Origin of the sequence: Caulobacter zeae (assembly GCF_002858925.1) — a bacterium.
Taxonomy (GTDB): Bacteria; Pseudomonadota; Alphaproteobacteria; order Caulobacterales; family Caulobacteraceae; genus Caulobacter; species Caulobacter zeae.
In genome coordinates this window covers 148680-173490 of record NZ_PJRS01000018.1, presented here as the reverse complement: position 1 = coordinate 173490, position 24811 = coordinate 148680, and the positions used below count along the sequence as shown (strand labels likewise).

At 67.1% G+C, this 24811-nt stretch carries 15 protein-coding genes; 6 read left to right on the top strand and 9 right to left on the bottom strand.

The features are described from left to right. Nucleotides 1-25: 25 nt before the first annotated feature. Nucleotides 26-2044 (bottom strand): alpha/beta hydrolase family protein, encoded by a 2019-nt coding sequence (locus tag SGCZBJ_RS09915; protein ID WP_101717834.1) that lies wholly within the window; start codon nt 2042-2044, stop codon nt 26-28. A 298-nt stretch (nt 2045-2342) separates the two neighbouring features. On the opposite strand from SGCZBJ_RS09915, the gene SGCZBJ_RS09910 reads away from it, so the two are divergent. Next, on the top strand, nt 2343-5336 hold the full coding sequence (locus SGCZBJ_RS09910; protein WP_165799290.1) for a TonB-dependent receptor plug domain-containing protein: 2994 nt from the start codon (nt 2343-2345) through the stop codon (nt 5334-5336). An 80-nt stretch (nt 5337-5416) separates the two neighbouring features. On the opposite strand, the gene SGCZBJ_RS09905 is transcribed toward SGCZBJ_RS09910, so the two are convergent. Beyond that, the gene (locus SGCZBJ_RS09905) at nt 5417-6052 is read right to left on the bottom strand and encodes an arylesterase (protein ID WP_101717832.1); all 636 of its coding nucleotides are present in this window, start codon (nt 6050-6052) and stop codon (nt 5417-5419) included. A 57-nt stretch (nt 6053-6109) separates the two neighbouring features. Between SGCZBJ_RS09905 and SGCZBJ_RS09900 the strand changes: the two genes are divergently transcribed. After that, nucleotides 6110-6799, top strand: coding sequence for an ABC transporter ATP-binding protein (locus SGCZBJ_RS09900; RefSeq protein ID WP_101717831.1), 690 nt, complete (start codon nt 6110-6112; stop codon nt 6797-6799). Next, nucleotides 6796-9315, top strand: coding sequence for an ABC transporter permease (locus SGCZBJ_RS09895; RefSeq protein WP_101717830.1), 2520 nt, complete (start codon nt 6796-6798; stop codon nt 9313-9315). Before SGCZBJ_RS09900 ends, SGCZBJ_RS09895 begins: the two co-directional genes overlap by 4 nt. A gap of 94 nt (nt 9316-9409) precedes the next feature. Here SGCZBJ_RS09895 and SGCZBJ_RS25850 read toward each other — a convergent pair whose 3' ends face one another. Further along, a complete protein-coding gene (locus SGCZBJ_RS25850) occupies nt 9410-9631 on the bottom strand; it encodes an MFS transporter (protein ID WP_205685359.1) in 222 nt (73 codons plus the stop codon). A gap of 130 nt (nt 9632-9761) precedes the next feature. Here SGCZBJ_RS25850 and SGCZBJ_RS26365 point away from each other — a divergent pair, with 130 nt between their 5' ends. Then, complete coding sequence (locus SGCZBJ_RS26365; RefSeq protein ID WP_101717829.1) at nt 9762-9932, top strand: FCD domain-containing protein; 171 nt, start codon at nt 9762-9764, stop codon at nt 9930-9932. A gap of 45 nt (nt 9933-9977) precedes the next feature. Here SGCZBJ_RS26365 and SGCZBJ_RS09880 read toward each other — a convergent pair whose 3' ends face one another. The 4 genes from SGCZBJ_RS09880 to SGCZBJ_RS09860 form a co-directional block, all read right to left on the bottom strand. Beyond that, a complete protein-coding gene (locus SGCZBJ_RS09880) occupies nt 9978-15896 on the bottom strand; it encodes an autotransporter domain-containing protein (RefSeq protein WP_101717828.1) in 5919 nt (1972 codons plus the stop codon). A gap of 223 nt (nt 15897-16119) precedes the next feature. After that, nucleotides 16120-17112 (bottom strand): AraC family transcriptional regulator, encoded by a 993-nt coding sequence (locus SGCZBJ_RS09875; protein WP_101717827.1) that lies wholly within the window; start codon nt 17110-17112, stop codon nt 16120-16122. A 362-nt stretch (nt 17113-17474) separates the two neighbouring features. Then, complete coding sequence (locus SGCZBJ_RS09870; RefSeq protein WP_165799289.1) at nt 17475-18557, bottom strand: DUF2971 domain-containing protein; 1083 nt, start codon at nt 18555-18557, stop codon at nt 17475-17477. A 587-nt stretch (nt 18558-19144) separates the two neighbouring features. Beyond that, nucleotides 19145-20053 (bottom strand): DUF4238 domain-containing protein, encoded by a 909-nt coding sequence (locus tag SGCZBJ_RS09860; protein ID WP_133149222.1) that lies wholly within the window; start codon nt 20051-20053, stop codon nt 19145-19147. A 270-nt stretch (nt 20054-20323) separates the two neighbouring features. On the opposite strand from SGCZBJ_RS09860, the gene SGCZBJ_RS09855 reads away from it, so the two are divergent. Both SGCZBJ_RS09855 and SGCZBJ_RS09850 read left to right on the top strand, forming a co-directional pair. Beyond that, a complete protein-coding gene (locus tag SGCZBJ_RS09855) occupies nt 20324-21760 on the top strand; it encodes a restriction endonuclease (RefSeq protein WP_101717932.1) in 1437 nt (478 codons plus the stop codon). A gap of 235 nt (nt 21761-21995) precedes the next feature. Next, the gene (locus SGCZBJ_RS09850) at nt 21996-22412 is read left to right on the top strand and encodes a thermonuclease family protein (RefSeq protein WP_101717823.1); all 417 of its coding nucleotides are present in this window, start codon (nt 21996-21998) and stop codon (nt 22410-22412) included. A 56-nt stretch (nt 22413-22468) separates the two neighbouring features. Here SGCZBJ_RS09850 and SGCZBJ_RS09845 read toward each other — a convergent pair whose 3' ends face one another. Both SGCZBJ_RS09845 and SGCZBJ_RS09840 read right to left on the bottom strand, forming a co-directional pair. Beyond that, nucleotides 22469-23476, bottom strand: coding sequence for a glycosyl hydrolase (locus SGCZBJ_RS09845; RefSeq protein WP_240621465.1), 1008 nt, complete (start codon nt 23474-23476; stop codon nt 22469-22471). 25 nt (nt 23477-23501) lie between these two features. Further along, nucleotides 23502-24398 (bottom strand): 3'-5' exonuclease, encoded by an 897-nt coding sequence (locus tag SGCZBJ_RS09840; protein WP_101717822.1) that lies wholly within the window; start codon nt 24396-24398, stop codon nt 23502-23504. Between the last annotated feature and the right edge of the window lie 413 nt (nt 24399-24811).

Sequence of the window (24811 nt, the reverse complement as noted above, 5' to 3'; positions counted from 1 at the left end):
TTTCCCTTTCTCCATGCGCCCCGGATCAGAGACCGCCGGGCTTGCACTCGTTCTGGAAGAACTTGTCGATCTCGACCAGCTGGGTCTCCATCATGGCGGGGGTCATGGTCACGTAGCCGTGGCCCATGTCCTTGATCTCCAGCCACTTGTACGGCTTGTTGGCCGCCTTCAGCCCCGCGATGAAGCGGCGCGAGTCCTTGATGTCGACATTGGTGTCGCGGTCGCCGTGGTACAGGAAGACCGGGATCTTGGCCTCGCCGGCCTTCTGGATCGCGTCCAGCCCGCCGACGAACGGACGCTGGTACTCACGGCCAAGACGACTTTCGGCAGTGACCTTCTTCATGTCGGCCAGGCTGCCGCCGGCGCCCGAGACGGCGCACTGATAGAGGCCGTTGGGACGGATCGTGGCCGCCAGCGCCGAATAGCCGCCGTAGGAATAGCCGAACATCACCGTCCGGTTCGGATCGGCGACCTTCTGGTCCATCAGCCACTTGGCGCCGTCGTCCTTGTCGTCCTGCATCTTCTGGCCCCACTCATTGTCGCCGGCGGTCCAGAGTTTGCGGCCCCAGCCGTCGGAGCCGCGGAACTGGGGTTGCAGGACGACATAGCCGCGCGAGGCGAAATACTGCACCCAGCCGGCGACGTCCCAGCCGAGGTGATCCCGCGCCCAGGGCCCGCCGTGAGGCATGATGATGGTCGGGAACGGGCCCTTGCCGAACGCGGCCGGCGGCGTGGTCAGGAAGGCCGGGATCATCAGGCCGTCGCGGGCGGCGTACTGCACCAGCCGCGTATCGCCCAGCGTCTCGGGCTTGATCCAGGGGCGCGCCTTGCCCAGCAGGCTCAGCTTGCCATCCTTTGTCAGCAGGTAGTACTCGCCCGGGTCCTTAGGGCCCGATTTCATGACGATGGCGGCGTCGCGGTTCTGGGACCAGGCCTGCAACGCCACGTCGGCGCCGTCGGCGACGTTGATCCTGGCCTTCTGGCCGGTGCCGGGATCGATCCAGTCCATCGGCGCCAGCTTGATGGACAGGGCGCTGCGCAGCCCCCTGTTCATCCCCGCCAGTTGCGGATCGGTCCAGTAGATGCTGCCGGCCGCGTCGTTGTAGCGGAAGCCCAGCAGGTTGCCGTTGTTGTCCTCGATGACGCCCGCGGAATCGAACATCTTGTGCTCGAAGGCCGGCTCCAGGAACGCCTTGCTGCGGATGTCGTATTCGTAGATGCCCGTCTTGTCGCCGCTGCGCACGCCCTGCACGTAGACGATGTTCGGGTCCGGCGAGAAGCCGGCGATCGTGAAGATGTTGCGGTCCTTGAGGAACGAGCGGAAGTGCTGCTCGAACTGGCCCGTGGCGGGGTTCTTGATCCACTGGGCGTAGAAGGCCTTGCCGTCCTCGAAATCGATCTCGGACTTGGCGCGGATTTCGCCCTTGGCGTCGGTCTGCAGGTCGCCGTAGCGCTCAGAGCCGCGCTCGATCCGCTCGGCCGTGCCGCTGTAGACGTCGGCCCGGTAGACGTCGCCGTTGTCGTCGACCACCAGGATCTTGCGCGGATCATGCGGCAGGGTGTCGAGGATCTGGGGGTTGTTGGTGGCCTTCTCGAAGTCCTCGGCCTCCGAGCGGGAGCGGCTTTCCGGCAGCGCGGGGATCCACTTCTCGCCCTTCAGGTCGGTGATGAAGAGCTTGCCCAGATGCCCCTTGAAGTTGCCCACCGTGTAGAGCTGCTGCACGACGACGGCCAGGCGGTCGTTCTTGATGAACTCCACGCCCTTGAAGACCATGTGCTTGGAACTGAGCAGGTTCGGCGGGCGATCGATGTGCTCGGTCTCCCAGACCCCGATCACCTGTTCGTCGCCGTCGGCCGAGATCAGCGCGGCGATTCGCTTGCCGTCCGGCGAGATCACCACGTCGCTCAGACCCGGAAGGCGGGTCAGCTCGCGGGCTGACGGCGCGCCCGGATTGGTCGCCCTTGCCTGGGCCTGACCGGCGACCAGGCACATGCCCAAGACGGCCGCGGCGGCCGACAGGGCGAAACTGCTCTTCGACTTCACTCAGACACCCCACTCTGGCTTCCGACTCGCCCCTAGCGAGCAACACACGCGCGGTGCTTTTCGTAAAGCGCCCGGCGGCGAAGCGCGTGACACAGGCGCAGATCACCCCCGAACGCCGTTGCCGACGCACCAACATGTCCGAAGTGTGTTCATGCTGTAACGGTTTTCGCAAGAATGAGCATCATTTCAGCAACCGACGTTGCGCGGACGATTTCGCCGAGCCTTACTCTAGGTGGCGCCGCAGAGGGCATCAGCGATGCGGGCCGTTTTCCGAGTCAGGGGCTCGAGGGGAGTAGAAATGTTGCAACGTAAGTTCCTGCTGGGAACGAGCATGATCGTCGGCCTGATGGCCGCGACGGCAGCGCCCAGCTTCGCATTCGCTCAATCCGCCAATCCGCCGGCCGAAGGCAACGAGGTCGACGAACTGATCGTCACCGGTTCGCGCATCAAGCGCACCGAATACAACAGCGTCTCGCCGGTGCAGGTGATCACGAGCGAAAGCTCGTCGCTCGCCGGCATGATCAACCCCACCGAAGTGCTGCAGAGCGCCTCGGTCGCCGCCGGCTCGACCCAGATCAACAACCAGTTCACCGGCTTCGTCGTCAACGGCGGCGGCGGCGTGAACACCATCTCGATCCGCGGCCTGGGCGACCAGCGCACCCTCGTCATGCTGAACGGTCGCCGCCTGCCGCCGGCCGGCACGCAGGGCGCCGTCGCCGCCGTCGACCTGAACATCCTGCCCGACGCCATCGTCGAGCGTTACGAGATCCTGAAGGACGGCGCCTCGTCGATCTACGGCTCGGACGCCGTGGCCGGCGTCGTCAACGTCATCACCCGCACCAACCTCGACGGCGGCCGGCTGGAAGCGTCGGGCCGCTTCGGCGGCGGCGGCGACGGCGGCAACGAATACACCTTCAGCGGCGCCTACGGCAAAGTGCTGGACCGCGGCCGCTTCCTGATCAGCGGCCAGTACTACGAGCAGAAGGCGCTGAAGTTCGGCGACCGCAAGGACCTGAACTGCCAGGAGCAGTACACGTTCAACCCGACCACGGGCGCGCGCAACGACTGGATCGACGTCGACACCGGCACGTTCAAGTGCTTCGGCGCCTCGGGCGCGCTGTTCAACTACATCCCGGTGACCCTGCCGAACGGCGCCTTCTACGGCAGCCGCGCGCGCATCTCGACCGACGGCCCGGCCTACGCCGCCAACCAGCCCTACTGGGCCGCCGCGGCCGCCGACCCGAACCTGCCGGGCTATCGCTTCGCGCCGTTGAACGACCGCGACTCGGTCAACGCCCTCGACGCGGCCTCGGACTTCATCTCGCCGGTGAAGCGCTACACCGTCTACGCCGAAGGCCAGTACGACCTGAACTTCGGCGAGCTGTACGGCGAATTCCTGGGCCACCAGCGCAAGTCGTCGCAGACCAACGTGCAGCAGCTGTTCCCCTACATCTGGGAAACCGCCCCCTGCTCGGTGAACCCCTTCAACTGCGGCGGCGGCATCCCCGCCAACACCTTCATCCCGCAGTCGCTGGTCCTGACGCCCTACGTCTTCAAGCAGGACGTCCAGGTGTTCCGCGGCCTGGCGGGCCTGCGCGGCAAGTTCGGCGAAGGCCTGGGCTTCCTGACCGGCTGGGACTGGGACGCCTATGTCAGCTACTCGAAGAACCGCGGCAAATACTCGCTGACGGGCATCAACAGCGAGCTGTTCCTGGCCTCGATCGGCGGCGACTGGGCCAACACCTTCACCTTCGACGGCATCTGCCCGCCCGGTTCGCCGGCCGGCTGCCGCCCGGTGAACCTGTTCTCCGACCAGGTGCTGCGCACCGGCAACCTGACGCCGGAAGACTACGCCTATCTCAAGCTGACCGAGAACGGCGTCACCAACTACACCCAGACCATCGTCGAAGGTCAGATCTCGGGCGACATCCTGAGCCTGCCGGCCGGCAAGCTGGCCGGCGCGTTCGGCGTCTCCTACCGTCGTGACGAACTGGACGACAAGCCTGGCGAGAACCTGGCCAACCAGAACTTCTACAACCTGGCCACCGCCAACCGCACCAAGGGCGACGACAGCGTCGTGGAAGCCTACGGCGAACTGGAAGCCCCCCTGCTGAAGGGCCTGCCTGCGTTCGAAGCCCTGACCCTGAACCTGTCGGGCCGCTATTCGGACTACGACTCCTACGGTTCGAACTCGACCTACAAGGCCGGCCTGAACTGGCAGCTGACCAACCAGTACCGGCTGCGCACCAGCTACGGCACCTCGTTCCGCGCCCCGGCGCTGTTCGAGCGCTTCCTGGGCAACCAGGGCGGCTATCTGAGCCAGACCTCGGTCGACCCCTGCATCCGCTGGGCGGGCGACGGCACCTCGGTGGTCAACCCGGTGATCGCGGCCAACTGTCAGGCGGCCGGCATCCCCGGCAACTACAGCGGCGCCAATCCGTCGGTCTTCATCATCACCGGCGGCGGCCAGAACCTGAAGCCCGAGAAGTCGAAGGCCTTCAGCGCCGGCTTCGTCTGGACGCCGGAATTCGCCGACCTGAGCGTGGCGATCGACTACTACGAGATCGAGGTCAACGACCAGGTCACCAGCAACGGCGCGGCCGTCGTCGGCCAGTGCTATGCGGCAGCCGACTATCCGAACAACCCGTTCTGCGACCTGTTCACCCGCGACACCGATCCGACCTCCCCGACCTATCTCGGCATCACCGAGATCGACGGCAGCTTCCGCAACATCGTCAGCCAGACCAGCCGCGGCATCGACCTGACGACGCGCTACTCGCGTGACGTCGGCCCGGGCAAGTTCACCCTGGAAACCCAGTTCAGCTGGACCCTGGAAGACACCCAGGAGCTGTTCCCCGGCAACACCGACGACTTCAACGGCCTGATCGGCGAGCCGGCCGTGGTCGGCAACACCCAGGCCCGCTACCGCTGGAACGACCTGACCTTCACCTGGTCGACCGAGTTCGTCGGCCGCCAGTCGAACTACGAGTACCAGTTCGGCACCGACCTCTCGCCGCCGTCGAACTACACGACCCCGCAGGGTTCGGCCTATCGGGCCAAGAACCACGCCGAGGCCATGTGGTACCACCACCTGTCGGTCCGCTATCAGACCGACACCTGGGAAGGCATCGTGGGCGTCAGCAACGTCTTCAACGAAGACCCGCCCAAGGTCTCGCCGGCCCTGGCCGACAAGGGCAACTACAGCTACGGCCGCGTGGGCAGCTACGCCTTCGCGACCCAGTACGACTACATCGGTCGCCAGGTGTTCGTGAACCTGACCCGTCGCTTCTAACCAGGCGAAGGTTCGAGACCGGAAGGGGCGACGCTTGCGTCGCCCCTTTTCTTTTGGGCCAAGGGCTCGGCCTTGGAAGCCTAAGCCTTCAGCGCCTTGGCCACGATCGGCGCAAGGGCCTCGCCGATCCGTTTGGCTCCGCCCGCATTGGGATGGACGCCGTCACGCTGCATGAGAGCGGCGTTGCTGTTCACCCCGGCCAGGATGTTGGCGTAGAGCGGCACGCCGAACTCTCGCGCCAGGCTGGGATAAACGGCGTTGAACTCGCGGGCGTAGGACGCCCCGATGGCCGGCGGCGCGCCGACTCCGACCAGGACCGCGCCGATCCTGCGCGCCTTCAGCTTCTGGAGAATGCCCCGCAGATTGGCCTTGGTCTGGGCGGGCTCGACGCCTTGCAGCAGATCGTTGCCGCCCAAGGCCACGACGCAGATCCGGGTGTCGGCCGCGACGCTGAAGCCGACCCGCGCCAGCCCGCCGCCGCTGGTGTCGCCCGACACGCCGGCCGCGCGGACCATCGCCGAAACGCCCAGCCGCCCCAACGCCGTCTGTAGCTGCGCGGGCATGGCGTCACGCGCCGGAAGGCCCAGGCCCGCCGTGATCGAGTCGCCCAGAACAGTGACGATCGGCGGCTTCGGGGCGGCGGCGACCTGGGTCATCAGGCCCAGGCCGAGCAAAAAGCGACGACGGCTGGAAAAACGCTGTGCGGTCTGGCTCATGCCTTCCTATGTAGGCTGACTGCCGGCCGAACAAGGACCGGCCTCGCAGGAAACACCATGCCCGACGACGCTTCGCCCCTGGCTCCCCCCCTGGCTCTGAGCGCCGTCGCCCTGACCCTGCCCTCCGCCGCCGGACCGGTGAACATCCTGCGCGGCGTCGACCTGACGGTGGACGCCGGCGAACGCGTGGCCGTGGTGGGGCCGTCGGGCTCGGGCAAGTCGTCGCTGATCGCGGTCGGGGCCGGCCTGGAAGAACCGACCGCCGGGACCGCGCGCCTGTTCGGCCAGGACCTGGCGGCGCTGAGCGAGGACGGCCGGGCCCGCCTGCGGCGCGGCCGGGCCGCGCTGGTGTTCCAGTCCTTCCACCTGCTGCCCAACATGACCGCCGAGGAGAACGTCGCCACGCCCCTGGAGATCGCCGGCGTGGGCGCCGCCCTGGCGACCGCCCGGGACTGGCTGGGCCGGGTCGGCCTCTCCGGCCGCCTGACCCACTATCCGCATCAGCTGTCGGGGGGCGAGCAGCAGCGTGTCGCCCTCGCCCGCGCCCTGGCAGCCCGCCCCGCCCTGCTGTTCGCCGACGAGCCGACGGGCAATCTCGACGGCGCCACCGCCGCCTCCGTCGCCGACCTGATGTTCAACCTCGTCGCCGAGGTCGGGGCGGCGCTGGTCATGGTCACGCACGACCCGGCCCTGGCCACCCGCGCCGACCGCATCGTGCGCATGGCCGACGGGCGCATCGTCTCGTGAGACTGCCCCTCGCCTTCCACCTGGCCGCCCGGGAACTGCGCTCGGGCGTACGCGGCTTCCGCATCTTCCTGGCCTGCCTGGCGCTGGGCGTCGCCGCCATCGCCGCCGCCGGTTCGACGGCCGAGGCCTTCCGCCAGGGCCTGGCCGGCCAGGCGCGCGAGATCCTCGGCGGCGACCTGTCGTTCGCGGTCGAGAACCGCGACTTCACCGACCAGGAACGCGCGGCCTTCGACAAGCTGGGGGTCGCCTCCTACGCCGCTTCGGCGCGCGCCATGGCCCAGGCGCCCGGCGGTGAGCGCCGCCTGGCCAGCCTGCGCGGCGTGGATGGGCGCTTCCCGCTGGCCGGGGCCGTGACCCTGGAGGGCGCGCCGAGCCTTTCGACCGCCCTCGCCGACCGCGACGGCCTGCCCGGAGCGGCGGTCGAGCCGGCGCTGCTGGATCGCCTGCACCTGAAGATCGGCGACCGGTTCGAGGCCGGGCCCATGACCTTGGTCGTGAGCGCCAGGCTGATCAGCGAGCCCGACGGTCTGTCGCGCGGCTTCTCGATGGCGCCGCGCATCCTGGTCCGCCGCGAGGTGCTGGAGCGTTCCGGCCTGCTGGCGCCCGGCGGCCTGTCGGGACGCACCGTGCGCATCGCCCTGGCCCCGAACCAGGACCCGCGCGCAATCGGCAAGGCCGTGCAGACGGCGCTGCCGGACTCGCACCTGCGGGTCCGTGACCGTTTGGACAGCGCGCCAGGCGTCCGACGGCTGATCGATCAGCTGGAATACTTCCTGGGGTTCATCGGCCTGGCCTCCCTGGTGGCCGGCGGCCTGGGCGTGGCCGGCGCGGTTTCCGCCTATCTGTCGACCCGCGAACCCGCCATCGCCGTGCTGAAGGCCATGGGGGCCGAAAGCGGCCTGATCCGCGACCTGCACCTGATCCAGATCGCGGTCCTGGCCCTGCTGGGCGTGGCGATCGGCCTTGCGATCGGAGCAATCGCGCCCCTGGTCCTGGGCCAACTGGCCGGGTCCAGCCTGCCGATCCCGGCGCTGTTCAAGGTCTATCCGTGGCCCCTGGCCAAAGCCGGCCTGTTCGGGATCCTGGCGGCGGCCGCCTTCTCGCTGCTGCCGCTGGCGCGGGCGCGGGTCACGCCGCCTTCGGCCCTGTTTCGCCGGGCGACCAAGGCCCGCCTGCCGCTGGGGCTTGAGACCATCGGCGCAGTGGTTTCGGGCCTTGGCCTGGCCGCCCTGGCCGTGGCCACCGCGCCGACCCCGCTGGCCGCCGGGATCATGATCGCGGGCGTCGCGGTCGCCTTCGGCCTGCTGGCGGCGCTGGGCCGCTCCGCCGCCTGGCTGGCGGGGAAGGCGCGCGGTCTGACGCGCGGCCCCGTCAAGCTGGGCCTGGCCAACCTGGCCGGCCCCCGCTCGGCGGCGCGGACGGCCAGTCCGGCCATCGGCCTGGGCGTGGCCCTGCTGGCCTGCGTGGTGCTGATCCAGTCGGCTCTGCTGGCCCAGGTCAGCGACGTGGCCCCGCGAACCGCCCCGGCCATGGTCTTCACCGAGATCCCCGGCGACCGGGCCGCCGCCTTCGACGCCGCCGTGGCCGGAGTGACAGGCCCGCTGCGCGAGGACGTCTATCTGCGCATGCCCTTCGCCACCGGCCGGGTCATCGCCCTGAAGGGCAAGGCGGTCGACACCAAGGCCATCAAGGCGTCCGAACGCTGGGCCTTCGACAACGATCTCAGCCTGTCGCTGCTGGCCAATGAGCCGAAGAACGCCGGCGTGGTCGCCGGCCGCTGGTGGCCCGCCAACGACGCCGGCCCGCCGCAAGTGGCGATGAACACCGAGATCGCCCAGGCCGCGGACCTCAAGGTCGGCGACACTATAACCGTGCTGGTGCTGGGGCGTGAGATCGAGGCGAGGATCGCGGTGCTGCGCAAGATCGACTTCGGAGGCTTCGGGCCCAGCTTCAACCTGATCTTCAATCCCTCCACGCTGGAAGGGGCCGAGCTGCGCAGCGTCGCGATCGCCCGGCCAAGCCGTGAGCAGGAGGCGGCCCTGACCCGCAAGCTGGGCGAGGCGTTTCCGAGCGTCAACGTGATCAGTGTCCGCGAGCAGCTGGACGCCGCGGCCGCCCTGTTCGACCGCCTGGCCCTGGCCGTTCGCGGCGCCGCGGCCGTCGCGGGCCTCGCCGGCCTGCTGGTGCTGGCCGGTGCGATCGCTGCTGGGGCCCGCGCCCGGGCGCGCGAGGCCGCGACGCTGAAGGTCCTTGGCGCCACGCGCACCCAGATCCTGGTCGCCTATGTCATCGAGTACGGCGCGGTGGGCCTGATCGCCGGCGCCGCGGGCGTGCTGTTCGGCTTCGCCGCCGCCTGGCCCGTGGTGGTCAAGGTCTTCGAAGCCAGCTGGAGCGTCGACTGGAGCGGGGTGCTGGTCCTGCTGGCCGGCGCGACCGGCCTGGCGACGCTGGGCGGACTGATCGCCGCCAGCCTGGCGCTGTCGCAACGGCCAGCGCCGGTGCTGAGGGGCGATTAGCGCAGCCAGGCCAGCGCCGTCCGGACCTTGAGCATGTTCGCCAGGGTGCGCCGAAGCGCGATGCCGGGCTCGCCCAGGTTCGGGGTGGCGAAGGTCAGCACCGCCGAGGCGCCGAACGGCAGGGCCAGCCAGACCAGCCACGGGCGAAACTGCCCCAGCGGCTGCGTGTGCGATCGGCCACCGCGCCCATCACCGGATCCAGCACCGCGTCGAACACCCGCACGACCAGGAACAGGGTCCCGACCATGTCGGTGTAGTAGAAGGCGATGAAGTTGACGATCGTCTGGAAGACGAGGTTGCTGGCCGCGTCGCCCAAACCGCAGCCGAGCTTTTCGACCAGACGCTGCGCCGGCGGATCGTCAGCATGGAGCTGGCGCCCAGCGCGGTGCTTGACGAGGTGTCGCTGAGCGAGGAGTTCGGGCTATCGCGCCCCGACCTCGGCCGACCTGCAGGAACGCCTGCAGACCGCCGTCGTCCAGCACGACCAGATCATCGAGGCCATCGAACGCCGCGACACCGTGGCCGCCGGCGAGATCGTCCGCGCCCACATGGACCTGTCACGCCGCAACATGGCCGAGTTCGTCGCCCCCCAGGGCCTGGACGTCGCCCTGGCCTGAGCCCGCGGCCGCGCCAGGCGGAAGCGGGCCAGTCAGCACGACCGATCAGAACCTCCAGCTGATTTGGGCGCGGGCGCCGTGGTCGGTCGAGCGATCGCCGTAGCTTCCCGAGAAGGTCACGCCCAGCACCGCGGCTTTGCCAAGGTCGGCCTCCAGGCCCAGATTGACGGCGAGGCTGTCCTTGTCGATCCGCGCACCGACGATCCCGAACGACGGCGCGCCGGTGAACGCCAGGTCGATGGTCGGCGCGCGATCGCCGAACGCATGCCGCAGCGCGGCCGAACCGGTGAGGCGCAGATTGAGCTCTCCCGTGCTCAGGTCGCTCTTCAGGCGCACGCCGACCGAACCATAGGCTAGGTGTTCGTCACCGCCGCCATGCAGCGCGGCGCTTCCGCCTCGCTCGCTGACATCGGCGTCGGTGAGCGCGACATAGGCCAGGCCGGCATACGGCTGCAACGTCACGCCAGCCGCCTCACGCTTCACGGCCACTTCGCCGAACGCCTGATAGGTGCGGGCCGAATAGTCGCCGGACAGGGTTTCGGCAAAGCTTCCGAACGCAACCCGACGCGAGGCCTTGATGTCGTGCCACGCATAGGCGCCCCCGAGCTGGAACGACACCCCGCCGCGCTCGGCCAGGACGTAGCCGCCGAGATGGTAGGTCTCGACATCGTGCTTGGCGCGCGCGGTCTTCAGGTCGCCTGCGCTGTAGCCCACGGCGACGCCGGCGCGGACATCCCGCCCCAGCGAGCCGTCGTAGCCGGTCAAGAAACCCTGGACGTCGCGGTCGTAGCTCTGCGCGTTGCCGTCGCCCTTCATCGAACCCCAGCCGCCGAAGGTCTCGCCCCAGGCCGACTGCCCCTCGACGCCGGCCAGGTCGCCCCGGGCCAGGATCGCGTCGCGCACGAAGCGGCTGTCCTGGATCAGCGCGCCGCGCAGGCTGGCATAGTCCGAACCAGCCAACTGGTCGAAGGCGTCACGGGCCTGATCGGTCGAGAGATTGACCGCCGAGTCGAAGACCGGGTTGTCCCAGCCCAGATGCTCGGCGCCCGCCCCCGCCGCGACCTGGTTCGAGGTCACGCCGATATCGGCGAAGCTGATGTCGTTGCGCCGCAGCCGCAGGTAGACATTGGCGCCGTCGTAGCTGAGCGAGGGATCCAGGAACGCCAGGTTCGAAGTCACGCCGTCGAACTTGCCGCCGGCCACCAGGCCCCCGCCGGCGTGCAGGATCAGATAGCTGGTCTGCGGCCTGTAGGTCCCAGCGCCCGCCAGCACCCTGACGGTCCCGCCCTGGATCGTGGCAACGCCGGACGCGACCATCTTGTCCGACTGGCCCGCCACGTCAGCCTCGACCTCGAAGACCGAGCCGGGCTTGAAGGTGACGCCGCCGGCGACGTTCAGCGTGCCGATCGAGTTGCCAGGCGCGACCGTGCCCGACACGACGGTGGTCCCCACCGTGCCGACGCCTTGCAGGCGCGCGCCGGACCAGACGTCCAGCGTTCCGCCGAGCACGCCGTTCACCGCCAGCGTTCCCCGCTCGACCGTGGTCGCGCCGGTGAAGCCTCCTGAAGCGCCGGTCAGTTCCGTCTTGCCGACGCCGATCTGACGAATGGCGCCAGCGCCGCTGATCACGCCGGCGAAGGCCAGGCTGTCGGAACGGTCGAACGCCAGCGCGCCATTGTTGGCGACATCGCCGCCGATCGACCCCGTCGTCTCGCCGGTGCCCAGCGTCAGCTGAGCGCCCGAGGCGATGGTCGTGCCGCCGGCATAGGTGTTGTTCGCCGTGAAGGTCACGCCGCCGCCCAGGATGCGCACCGCGCCCGAACCGGAGACCAGGCCGCCGAAAGTGATGGCGTCCGACCGGTCGAAGGCCAGCACGCCGTTGTTGGCGACGTCGCCGACGATCGAGCCCGAGGTTCCACCATCGCCGATCTGCAGCACGCCCGCGCGGATTGAGGCGCCGCCGCCAAAGGTGTTGGCGCCCGTAAGGATCAGCGTGCCGGCTTCGGTCTTGACGATCCCGCCCGCGCCAGTGATCGCCACGCCGATCTTGGCCGCGTCGGCCAGGACGCGGATCTCGCTGCCGCCAGCGGCCGTGACCAGCTGGCCGCTACCGCCGAGTTCATAGCCTTCGTCGACGAACTGCAGGCCAAGGAAGCTCTGCGCCCCAGCCACCGTGATCTCGCCGCCGGTGAAGGCTCCGGCGTCCTTGAAGATGGCGTACTTGCCGGCCCAACTGGCCGGAGTGTTGCCGCCCTGGTTCAGCCACTGGCTGCTGGCGGCGCTCCAGACGCCGTCACCGCCCTGCCAGTGCTGCAAGGTGTCGTCACCGGGGATGAGCGTGCTGGCGATGAACAGGTCGACCCGGCCGCTGCCTGCCTGCAGCGTATAGTTCACGTTGCTGAGCGACGGCGTGGTTCCGATCGTCGCCGTGTTCGAGGTCAGGACGCCGCCGTAGGTGATGAGGCGATAGTATCCCAGGCCCGCCGCCATGACGGGGGTCTGCGAGAGGTTGACCACGCCGTTCAGCGCCAGGTCGCCGCTGACGACCACGCGGTCGCTGACGCCCGGCGAGGCCGACGACGCGCCCGGCGCGACCAGCTCGATGTCCAGGTTCGAGCCGGACGCCAGGGTCAGATCACCCGCGATCGACAGGGTTGCGACAGATCCGATAGGTCCCCCGGAGCCGGGAGCCAGATGGCCGCCGCTCTGGATGGTTGCGGCGCCCACCGTGCCCGCGCCGCCCAGAGTCGCACCGGAGCCGACGTTGAGCGTAGAGCCGGCCAGGGAGCCGTTGACCGTCAGCCTGCCCGCATCGACAGCCGTCGTCCCCGTAAAGCCCGAGGAATTGCTGGTCAGGATCAGATTGCCCGAACCGGCCTGGCGCAAGGCGCCCGAGCCGCTGACTACGCCCGAGAAGCTCACGCTGTCAGAGCGATCGAAGGTCAGGCCGCCGTTGACGACGGCGTCGCCGATCAAGCCGCTCGTTCCGCCGGCGCCGAGGTTCAGCTGCGCGCCCGAGGCGATGGTCGTGCCACCGGCATAGATGTTGTCGGCGGTGAAGGTGACGCCGCCGTCCAGGATGCGCACCGCGCCCGAGCCCGAGATCCGACCGGCGAAGGTGATGGCGTCGGAACGGTTGAAGACCAACACGCCGCGGTTGCCGACATTGCCGACGATCGAGCCCGAAGTCCCGCCGTCGCCGATCTGCAGCGTGCCCGCATCGATCAACGTCCCGCCGGTATAGGTGTTGGCGCCCGTCAGGATCAGCGTGCCGGCCTGGGTCTTGGTGACGAGACCGGCGCCGGTGATCGCCACGCCGATCTTGGCGACGTCGTCCAGCACGCGGATCTCGCTGCCGCCCGAGACGGTGGCCAGCTGGCCGGTTCCGGTCAGTTCATAGCCGTCATCGACGAACTGCAGGCCGATGAAGCTCTGCGAGCCATCCACCGTCACCAAGCCGCCCGTGAAGGCGCCGGCGTCCTTGAAGATGGCGTACTTGCCCGCCCAGGCGGCCGGGGCGTTGCCGCCGTCGTTCAGCCATTGGGTGTTGGCGGCGCTCCAGACGCCGGCGCCGCCCTGCCAGTGCTGCAACGTGTCGTCGCCAGGAATGAGCGTCCTGCTGATATACAGGTCGACCCGGCCGCTGCCCGCCTGCAGCGCGTAGTTCACGTTGCTCAGCGACGGCCTGGTTCCGATCGTCGCCGTGTTGGCGGTCAGAGCCCCGCCATAGGTGATCAGGCGGTAGTACCCGATGCCGGCGACGCCGTCGGCCGAAGACGCGCTCTGCGAAAGATTGACCACGCCGTTCAGCGCCAGGTCGCCGCTGACGAGCAGGCGATCGCTGACGCCCGGCGAGGCCGACGTTGCGCCCGGTGCGCCCAGTTCGATGTCGAGGTTGGAGCCCGAGGCCAGGGTCAGGTCGCCGTTGATCGACAGCGAACCGACCGAATTGCCCGGCGCCAGGTGGCCGCCGCTCTGGATGGTTGTGTCGCCGATCGCGCCCGTGCCGCCCAGCGTCGCGCCAGAAGCGACGGTGATCGTCGATCCGGCCAGCGAGCCGTTGACCGAAAGGGTTCCGGACCCGACCGTGGTGGCTCCAGTGAAACCGGACGAATCTTCGGTCAGGATCAGCTTCCCCGAGCCGGCCTTGCGGAAATCACCCGCGCCAGAAAGCACGAAGCCATAAGTTCCGTCCGCACTCTGATCGAGGGTCAGGAACGCGCCGGCGCCGATCGACGCGTCGCTGCCGAACAGGCCGGCCTTGGCGATCACCCCGCCGCCCGAAATCGTCCAGTTCGAGGCGGACTCGCCGGTCAGGGTCAGGGTTCCCGCACCCGTCTTGGTCACCGCGCCGCCGGTGGAGATCTGGCCGCGATAGACCCCGTCGAACGCCTGGTCGAAAACGACGCCACGGCTGCCGGCGCCGCTGCCGAAGACCACGCTGCCGGCCAGGCTGTTGCTGTCGCCCTTCAGCACGCCTTCCAGCACCGACCAGGTCTGGGCGCCCGTACCGGTCAGGGTCCAGGTGCTGGCCCCCAGCTTCTCGAAGGTGTCGAAGCCCATGTAGCCGTAGCCGTCCACGGACCCGTCCGATCCGATATGCATGGCGTCGAACGTGTCGTCGTCCGCGCCGCCCAGGGCCAGCACGTTGTTGGAGCCGCCGCCGGTCACCGCCGCGATGTCACGGATCCACGAACCGGCGTGAAGCTCGAGGCGGTTGTTGCTGCCGAACAATTCGATCGCGTAGGCGCGCTGGAAGCTCACGCTGACGCCGCCGATGATCGTGCCCGAATTGATGATGGTGGTGGAGCCGGTGCTGGCGCCGACCACGCCCCTGCCGCCGGCGCCCCGCCGGATCGCGTTGGAGGCCGGGCCGCCCGCTCCGCCCTGGATCGTTCCGGCGTTGACCAACAGCCCCGGCTGGCCGCCCGTGAAGACGACGCCCGCCCCGCCGGCGCCGGAATACATCCCGCTGAAATTGCCGTTTCCCTGGCCGCCGACGCCGCCGGCGATGACGCCGGTCGCGCTGTTCTCGATCGCGCCGCCCCAGGCGATCACGCCGATGCCGGCCGCCCCGCCGTTCGAATAGCCGTAGCCGCCCTCGCCGCCGGTGATCGTCCCCGCGTTAGCGATGGTTCCCAGGTTGCTGAGCACGCCGGCGGCGCCGGCCCCGCCCCAGCTGGTGAAGGTGCCCCCTGCCCCGCCCGTGATCGTGCCACTGACGACGTTCAAGGCGCCGCCGCTGTAGAGGAACAGACCCGCGCCGCCGTTGCCGAACGAACTGCCCGTGCCGCCCGTGATGGCGCTGGCCGAACCGCCCGCGCCGCCGTTCACAGTCACCGAGCCGCCGTTCAGCAGCACCAGCCCGGCGCCGCCACCGCCGCCGCCACCGCCGCCGCCTGCACGGCCCTCGCCGCCGTCGCCCCCTGTGACGTCATAGCCTGCGGTCGTGAGCTGGACGTTCGCCCCAGTCAGCACGAGCCCGCCTCCGCCGCCGCCCCCGGCAGCATTCGTGCCGCCGTTGGCGCCGTCCGTCGCGGCGAAGTCGACGGCCAGCGAGATGGATCCGGTCGAGGCGAGTTGCCAGCCCAGGCCGCCATCGCCGCCAAGGCCGGTGGCGCCGCCACCGCCGCCGCCGGCCGAGAGGTCGTTCAGCGCCCCTGGCTGCCCTCCAGCCTGGCTGCCGGTGGCCCCGGCCTCTGCCGAGCCGGTCGGCGTGCCGGCCGCCGCTCCGCCATAGCTTCCCGCGCCGGAAGCGCCGCCCGCGCCGCCGGCGATGCCGCCCTGGGGCGTGAAGGAGCCGAAGCCAGCGCCAGCGCCGCCGCCCTGGGTGATCTGCCGGGCCTGGGCCATCGGGGCGCCGAGGCCGACCGCCAGCGCGAGCACCGTGAGCGAGACCGAGTTGCGGATGGTCCGCGCTTTGTTGATCGACTGCCGCACTTTGACACCTGCCAAGCCCGTCATGGCGGGCCGCTCCTGAACCGCAAGGGCGTCAGATCGCGTCACGCGACGCGCTGGCTTGGGCCGGGCCCGATCCCCTCAAAGGCACGCGAAGACAGGGATCGACGACGGCGTCCTCAGACACGCAGCATCGATGATCCGTAAAACGCATGTTTTCCCGTCCCTGCCAGCGGGGCGTGCGCGAAACTATGCAATCCCGGCATGAACAGCAGAGTTCGAAACGGGGTCAGTGCGCGCTGCGGCGCAGGGTGTCGGAAGGACGCTCGCCGAAGCGAAGGCGATAGGCCTGGGCGAAGCGGCCCAGCTCCCAGAAACCGTGGTCCATGGCGACGTTGGTCACCATGGTCGTGGCGGGATCGGAACCGCGCAGCCGCGCATGGACGAGGTCCAGGCGGCGATTGCGGGCGTAACGCACCGCGCTTTCCCCAAGAAATTCCTGGCAGGCCAGGTTGAGCGTCCGCTCTGCCACGCCCACGATCCGGCAAATGTCGCCCGACGACAGCATCTCTTCCGGACGCTCCTCAAGGGCTTGCTCGAAGCGGGCGACGATCTGGCGATGGCGCCCCAGGGCGGCCCTGTCAGGCTTGACCAGCCCTTGCGAAAGGCAGGCCATCAGCTTGTCGACGACCGCGCCCGCCAGGGCCTTGGCCGGTTGCGGCTCGCCGAGGACCTGGGGTGTGTTCTGGATCACGCCCGAAATGTCGCCCATCAACCCGATGAGCTCGTCCATCGCCGCCGACGGCGCGACGAACATCCGATCATCATCCAGCGGCGCCCCATGGCCTGCGCCCATCAGGTTGGGAGCGTGCGCCGTCAACAGATCGAACGGCATGGTGACGATACCGAACGCCCACGGCATGTCGGGCGGAGAGCCCGTCACGGTCCGCTCGTTGGGGCGGAAATGGAAGATGTGCCGGCCGAACAGCTTGCGTCCGGAGACCCGTCGCATGATCCCCGGCTCGGTGGCGAACATGAAGGTATGGACGCCGGGGATGTCCGCGGTCTGGGCGATGCCCTGGGCGAAACGGCCGATGCCCAGGTTCAGTCCGCCGAAACTGGCCCGCGCCAGCATGCCGTCGAAGCGGCGGCTCGTCCGTTCGAGAGGAAGAGGCTTCGCCCCCGAATTGATGTCGCCGATCGCTAACGCCATCGTCTCGGGGTCCGTGAACCTGGCGAAGGCGCTCGAGGCGGAAGGTCTGCTGGCGGGCGCGGATGTCATCTTGCTGCGGAGAGGTCGCGAACTGTGTCGGCTTCGCGACAATCGCCAACCGGTATGCCAAGACTCGCCAGAGGACAACCAAAGCCCGCGCCTGCGCCCCACCGCCCACGATCTACGGGCAAAAAAGAAGGCGCCCGAAGGCGCCTTCCCTGATCACTCCCACTCAATTATGATTTAAAGCCCAGTGAATTGAATTCATTTGGCTTTTTTGATAACGCGTTTGTGCTTACCCGTGATCAATACCGCTAAATTATAGCGTTTTGATTTTAAACTGGAATTTCTATATTTGACAAATTCGCGATGTCATGCCCTCATAAATTTTATATCTAGAAAAGACCATTCCACTCCACCCGCATTTACTTTCAGGAACGTTCGCTGACGTTCCTCAGCCAACGTGCGATGCGGTCTTCGCTGGCGTCCTTCTGAAAATCGTCGAACGCGGCCTCCATTCGCTCGAACTTCATCTCCCGCAAATCTCGGACGATGCCCCCGGGCGAAGTCTCGACCTGCAGGTCTTCGAGCGACCTGATCCGGATCCGCTCGAACCCGTAGCCGGCGCTCCGCTTGACCTGGAAGAGGTCCAACTTCAGGTCCGCCTCCGCGATCGCGTCCAGGATCGTAGCCACGGTTTCCGCCGCGCAGTTGGCGCCCAGCACGACTTCTCGGATGGCGTCGGGGCGAAAGTTGAACAGCAGCAACTCATGGCCGTTGACCACCACGCCGCGCTGGGCTGCGCCATCGGGCATGTTCAGGAACCGCCACTCCTTCTCGTAGGCCCAATGGTCCATCTTCGCCGTCAGGAAATTGCTGGTGTCCATGTCGGACATGCTGATGCGCGGCTGGCGCCGGACGTACTTCACCTTCAGGGCGGGCAGGAAGCGCTTGTCCGACTTCGGATTCGGGTTTGGAAAGGCGCTGGCCGGGTCGAGGCCGATGGTGAACCCGGTGTGGTTGCCCGCGTAGTGGGCCCACATGGGCACCGAAGCCCAAGCCTCGCTGCAGCTGAAGACCAGCACTAGTCCACGCCTTACCTGTTCGAGCAGCAGCACCTCGAACTCGTCGGCCGCAGCCGCCATCACCTTTCGCATCGTCTTGGCGATGAAGGGACCCAGAAGCAGAGTCATGAGGATCGCCAGGGGGAGCACGACGGCCAGCGCGATCATCCTGACTGGCCAGGCCAGCGTCTTAAGCTGCCCGTTCTCCCTCACCCCCTTGAAGGCGGCCCACACCCCCATACCGATTAGGCTGAATGGATTGCTCATCCGGCCCGCCATGCGCTGAGCCCCTCGTCGCAGTTCGCCCGGCCGGGCCTGAACCAGGAACTCGAAGGGATCGTTCAGGGCGCCCAGCTGGGAAAACCGGACGCGGAAGCTCCTGAAGACGTCGGCCCGTTCCGGCCCATAGTATTTGTAGACGATGCTGGGCGAAGCCGGCCTACGCCTCATGGTCATTATCCCTTCGGCCTGGCCGGGCGACCAGGGGTTCAACCCGGACCCTGGCGCCCGCCCACGTCAGCATCGGACGCTTCGCTTCGCCGGCCAACGGCGGAGCTAAAAATCTACAGGCGCGTGCAGGGCCGCAACATCAGGTCAATTTGGCCACGACCTTGTCCAGGATCGCCGTATTCGCCGGGGTCAACTTCTCCTCTGGCGAGATGTCGTAATAGGCTAGAATCTTCCGTGTCGGCTTCGTGATCGTGGTCCGGGTTCCAAGAATGAACCGGCCGAGATCGGACGGCGGAACCACCGGAAGCTTGGTCGGTATCCCTTCGGACACCAGATCGCCGACGCGCCGGCTCAAAAGGTTTGAGCTGACGCTAGGTGTATCAGGCGACCGGAACTGAGGCAGGCGCGATCCAGGCTATGCGATCCAGGACACGCCCGACACCATCGCCGAGCACTACGGCCGCTTCCCGCCCCAGGACAAGGCGGCGATGACGGCCGGGGTGTTGAACAAGGTCTGGACCGCCTGAGCCGGCAGCGTTCCGCCCAAGTCAAGCTCGCCCCTCCGGCGAAGCCGCGAGGGGCAGCCGCTATTCGCAGATCCATCGCCGTTGGCTGGCAGCCATCATGCGGTCCTCGTCAGCCACGAGTTCGCTGCAGACCTCATCGGGATGGCGGTGTGAAAACATGTGCTCGATCGAACCGCGCCATTGGAGGAGATTCCAGGGTGCCGGATTTTGCTCAGCCAGAGGATAGTAGACGCCATCCGGCTCGCCATGGCGATTGTCGAGCACCAAGGTTCGCGTTGGGCTCACGGGAAGGGAGATGGTGGTTTCCGGGTCCCGCAGACCCTTGAATAGCAAAGACGGGTGATTGACGATTACAGGGTGATCCGAGGTGATGAACACCGGCTCCTCGGCGGTCACCATCACCATGCGCATTCCCAGCAAAAGCGGCGCGATGTCGCCCGCGCTCGCGACGTGGCTGTTCCAGGCGCGCTTCATATCCTCATCGTCCGCGTCCCTGAATAGGGGCCAGTCGGAGTTGTCGATAGTCCGGCGCTCGGCGCCGATGGTCATGTGGGTGGGCAGTGTCTCGAACCTGGAAAGCTCGCCGACCATCTGGCGATGGACGTTCTTCCAAGTGTCGAACTGACGCGGATTGCGCACGTAGGTGGTGGCAACAATCAAGGCGAGGATCTTGCGAAGAGGCTCCCACGTCAGGTCCATGTCCGTGGTTCCGAGCGCCTTCCAGATCGGATGATCGAACCATCGCTCGAGTTCACTCAGCTTGCGCTCTACGGCGTCGTCGCGATCACCTGCGGGCGACCGGGGCGCGTACAGATGGAATTTCACCGCCACCTTTTCGATCGGCTTGAGCTCGGGTTCGCAGTCGGTCTTGCCAAAGCGCCAGATCTTCTCGCGCCGTTCATCCGCGGCGAAGGTCTTCAGATAGGCTTGGGATACCCAATGACAGCGCTTGGTGACCTGCTTGCCCATGTCCCCCCCGACTCGCTGGCCACCCACGCTACGCGTCGAAGCGCGCCGTCGCCACGTCCCCGGTCCGGACCAGTTGCCAGGCGCGGACGGCCCGCGAAAAGCGGGCGATGCCGCGTAGATCGACCGAAACCAAGACCTTGCCGAGAGCTGTTTACGACTGTCGCCCGGGCCCGCGAGAGGCAAGCAATTGGAGAAACGGGGATTTTAGCGCCCACTTTGACCTGGACACTTCCAAGTCGAGGTCTAGTGTTTTTCGTCGCGGAGGGCGCCATGAGAATTTCCAGGTACTTCAAGTTGGGACGAACCCAGCCAACACTCGATTTCGTGGACGTCTCCTATTCTACCGACACAGCCTTGTTCATCAGCCCGAAGGCGCTCGCGAGCCTTCCGTCGGCCTGGGGCGCTGAATGCGCCCATCTGGTGCAGGATTTTTTTACCACCGTCCTGAGGCACATACGGGCGGGCCGCCACGGTGACGCCGAACGGCTGCTGCGTGCTCTGCGCGAACCCAACGAAACCCACCTTGGCCTTTCACGCGGCGAATCGAGGGGCCGCGCACTCGGCGATGGCTCCGCCCATGACGTATGGAGTGCTTTAAGCGGCAGCAAAGCTGCGCGAAGTGGCCTGATCAAAGACCTGGAGGACACGGTCCTTTTGATCGAGGGAATTGGCGTCGATATAATATCCGATATGACGACGAATATTATTCGCGGCCCACTTCTTGAATACACAAATGAAATGGCCAAGCAGTACGGCATACCGTTAAAAGAAGGCGTGCCGTCCGGTCCAATCTGGAACTCTCAGACTAAGGAATGGACAGAGAAGTTCACCACTCTTCCCATGACGCCACGCGGAAAGATTTTACTTGTACCGAAGGCTGTAGTCCGGAGGCACCTCGCGTATTCTTTAGAAGAATACTATAGATTTTACGTACTCACTCACCTCCAGAAGGTTGAATTGGACGCGAACTCTTCCCTTGTACAGGTAGTCAAGAAAACGAAAGTCAGAAAAGTTACAAAGAAGAGCGTCGAAGAAAAATACGGAAAAACCAAATCCGACGTGGTCAATATAACTATTGATAATCCCGATGTTTTCGAAAAATATAAGAAAGATATGGATGAACGACCATATCTTTCGCTGGACCACGACCTAATCGCAGCCGTCGAGGGGACGCCGAAGCCGGATTGGGACGCTTTACTTTCAGCAGTTAGGTCGCTGCCAACGGGTAGGGAGCGAGCTGGCGATTATGAAGACGCCGTGGAAGCTTTGCTCTCTGCACTTTTCTACCCCGATCTTACCAGCCCAAGGCCGCAATTTAAAATCCACGAAGGAAGAAAAATTGTAGATGTCGTTTACACAAATGCCGCAAAGGGCGGATTTTTCGATTGGCTCTCCAAGCACTATAGCTCAGCAATGGTTTGGATTGAGTGCAAAAACTACGGCGGCAAAGTAGCAAATCCCGAACTCGACCAGCTATCGAGCAGATTTAACCCAAGCGCCGGGCAAACTGGAATTTTGGTTTGCAGATCCTTCGACAACAAAGATTTGTTTAGAAAGCGATGCCGTGACACAGCCAAAGATATGCGCGGATTTATAATCGCGCTTGATGACGATGATTTGGCTACTTTAGTGGAAGCCAGGAAATCAGAAGAATCCTATCAAAACTGGCCCTTACTTAAATCCGCCTTCCTTGATTTGATTGTGTAAACGCAAAGCGTCCCCTCCGCGCGCACACCAAGAGCGTCAGAGGCTTACAACCCATTTTCTTACGCCAGACATCCAGGGTTGACGTGACGTAGCTTGGGCAAATCGAACGTCAGCGCCCAGAGTGCTCGGAGTGCGCTAAGTGGAGACGCGGCAAGACGCCCTCGGGCTCGCGACCGACCTCAAAATGCGATTTCCGCGCCTACCTCTTCGGGCCGAAGCGGATTAGAGCCGCTCCATGTTCCTTACCGCCGCCTTCGCCGCCGCCCTCATCGCCTGCACCGCCCCGACCGTTCACGATGGCGACACCCTGCGCTGTGGTTCCGAGCGGGTGCGGCTCTTCGGCGTCGACGCGCCCGAGGTGCGCCGCGGCCAGACCCCAGCCGAGCCCTTCGCCTATGAGGCCCGGGATGAGTTGCTCCGCCTGACCCGTGGCCGCGTGGCCTGTCGGTTCGTCGCGCGCGACCGCTATGGCCGCTTCGTCGGCAAGTGCTGGTCCAGCGCCAGTCCGGACGTCAACGCCGCGCTCATCCGCTCGGGGCTCACCACCGAGTATCGTCGCTACAGCAAGGGTGCCTACGCCAAGGCCGAAGCGGACGCCAAGGCGGCCGGTCGCGGGCAGTGGGCCGACGGCGCGGCCTCGGCCAAGCCATAGAGGCGTAAGCCCGCACCGCGCCTTCGAGGACGGGACGGGCCGCCCCGGGCGACGCCTCAACCGGGCTTGGGCAGACCCGCGGCCAGTAGCTCGTCCTTGGTCACGTACCGCCCCGAGCCATAATAGGCCTCCAGGCGCGCTGGGTCGTTCTGACCGGGATCCATCAGCCAGCGCGTGTGCCAGGTCATGAACCACAGCCAATCGGCCTGGGGTCCGAGTAGGGCTGGATCGGGGATCGGCCCGTTCTCGTGCAGGCAGATCGGCACGCTGTCGCCGACGATCGCCTTGACCGCCCTGAACATCGGCTCGAGCGCGCCATGGTCCTCGACATAGATGTCGGCGCCGGCGACATCGACGCGCTCGCGGCCCGGATACCAAGCCGGATCGACGTTCTGGCCGGCCCAGCCCAGCACCCAGATCAGGTTGTCCAGGCCCCGGCGGCGGGTGAACGCGTCATACATCAGCGCCCACAGCGCCTTGAAGGCGGCCGGCCCATGCTTGCCCCACCAGAACCAGTCGCCGCTGAACTCGTGCAGCGGCCGCCAGAGCACCGGCACGCGTCGGTCGCGCAACACCGTCAGGAGGTCGGCGATCGCGTCGAGGTCGCGGTGCAAAGCCCGGTTCTGCGGCGTGCCCGGCTTCAGGGCGGCCGGCAGATCGAAATCCTTCTTCGAGTTCTCGTATCCCGTCCCGACGTCGGGCGCGCCCCAGTGCCAGCACAGGGTGACGATCCCGCCCGAGCGATGCCAAGCCGTGGCCCGCGCGTTGACCGCGGCGTTGTCGCGCGGGTCCATGTAGTCGAGGCCGAGGATGGCCGGCTGGCGGCCGGTCACCCGCGCCAGGTAATCCAGCTCGACCCGAGGGCCCGCGCGGGCCACGCCCAGCTCCTGCTGGCCGGTCAGTGTCTTGCGGCCGTAGAGGCTCCAGAGAAAGTCGTAGAGGGCGCGGGCCTGCGCCGAAGGCCGAGGATTGCTCAGGCGGCGTGAGGACGCCGCCTCGCCTGCCCCACCAACCGCCGCCAGCGCCAGGCCCGTGGCCAGGGTCGAGCGCCTGGAAACCCTCATGCCGTTCCCCTCTTGTCCCTGGCCCCTAGCCACGCTCGGAGAACCGGTCATAGGCGTCGATGCGCCGGGCCAGCAGGTCGATCTCGCCGCCGTAGATTTCCTGGCGCAGGAACAAAAGCTCGGCGTCCTTGTCGGCCTCGGCGACATCGACATACCAGCAGCGCGAGGGCACGGCGTCATCGCCGTTCCAGCGATAGCCGCGAGCCTTGAGCCTGTCCTTCATGGCGAAGGGCGAGTTCTCGGCCCAGATCCGCCAGGTCGGAAGGCGCGCCCGCTCCAGCAGGGCGGCCAGGGCCGGAACGCCGCTTTTGGGCAGGTCGGTCGCCAGCAGTTCGATGGCCGCTGCGCAGTCATTGACCGCCCGGTGACGGTCGTAGAAGAACCCGGCCCCGGCGGCGAGCCAGGCCAGCTTTACGCCCTCGTGCCCCTCGGCGGCCCAGTCGACCTGGCTCATCGAGCAGGCCCAAGGCTTGGTGCGGAACACCTCGCAGAACCGCTCGAGGAAACGGCGGTCGAAGGCGGCGTTGTGGGCGATGACCAGGGCGGCCGGAGCCGCGGCGGCCGTCACCGCGTCCAGGTCGAGGGTTTGGCCGGCGACCATGGCGTCATTGATGCCAGTCAGGGCGGTGATCTCCGGCGGAATCGGCCGCGCCGGCTGGCGAAAGCCGTGGAAGGCCTCGCCGATCTCGTAGATCCGCCCGTCCATCCCATAGCGGAACGGGACCATGGCCAGTTCGATGATCTCGTCCTGGCGCCAGTCCAGGCCCGTGGTCTCGACATCGACGAACAGGCCTGTGCGGACAACGACGCCATCGGGGATCGCCACCGGCGGCCGCGGGACCAGCCGGCGCAGCACCCGGTAGTCGTCGCTTTCCTGCAGCGCCGCGGCCATCGCTTCCAGATCCAGAGCCGGCTCCTCCATACCGCCCGCATAGCATCAGAGCCGTTTCCCAGGCCAGCCAAGGCCTCATGCGGATCGATCCCCACTTCGCGTTCCGGTCGATTGACTCTCGTCCGCCCATGAGAACAATTATAGAACAACCTGGACATCCGCCATGCCCCCTCCCCCGCGTCGCGGGCGCCTCGCCGCGCCCGCCGGCCAGCCGCCCCGTGTCTGGCGCAAGAGCATCGAGAAACTGACCCGCCAGCGCGAACGCACCGGCGATCCAACCAGCCGCACCCTCTGCTTCACCTTTCCCGGCGGCCACCGCGCCTCGCGCAGCCGCGTGACTTCGTCTCGCCCGAACACGTCCCCGACTTCGATGGCGAAGAGGCCTGGTTCGAGATGGCGCTGACAGCGGGCGTCCCGTGGTCCTATTGGCGCGCCGTGTGCCG